Consider the following 244-nt stretch of genomic DNA (forward strand, 5'->3'; position numbering starts at 1 on the left):
GGACCGTATAGTTGCGCTCCTTGTCATCGAGCTTGACCCACGCCGAGACCGTGAACGACTTCGTGGTGTCTACCACCGGTCCGGCCGTAGCGGCATACGACGACGTCCCATTCAGGCGCAGGGCAGTACCTGCCTTCCCCGCGACACCCAGCTCGGCTCCGCCACCCAACTGCGCGACGAACTCCTCGGCCACACCCCCCGACACCCGCCGCGTACCAACACCCTCATCCAAACCGAACGCTGC

The 244-nt window shown here is 65.6% G+C and carries 1 protein-coding gene; it reads right to left on the minus strand.

Going from position 1 to position 244, the window contains the following annotated elements; all coding sequences use genetic code 11:
* Nucleotides 1-193, minus strand: a 193-nt coding sequence (locus NP777_RS47480; RefSeq protein ID WP_305890888.1) for a hypothetical protein, incomplete at its 3' end; no start/stop codon positions are given.
* Nucleotides 194-244: the final 51 nt, after the last annotated feature.

The sequence above is a fragment of the Streptomyces rugosispiralis genome (genome assembly GCF_024505145.1).
GTDB classification, from domain to species: Bacteria; Actinomycetota; Actinomycetes; order Streptomycetales; family Streptomycetaceae; genus Streptomyces; species Streptomyces rugosispiralis.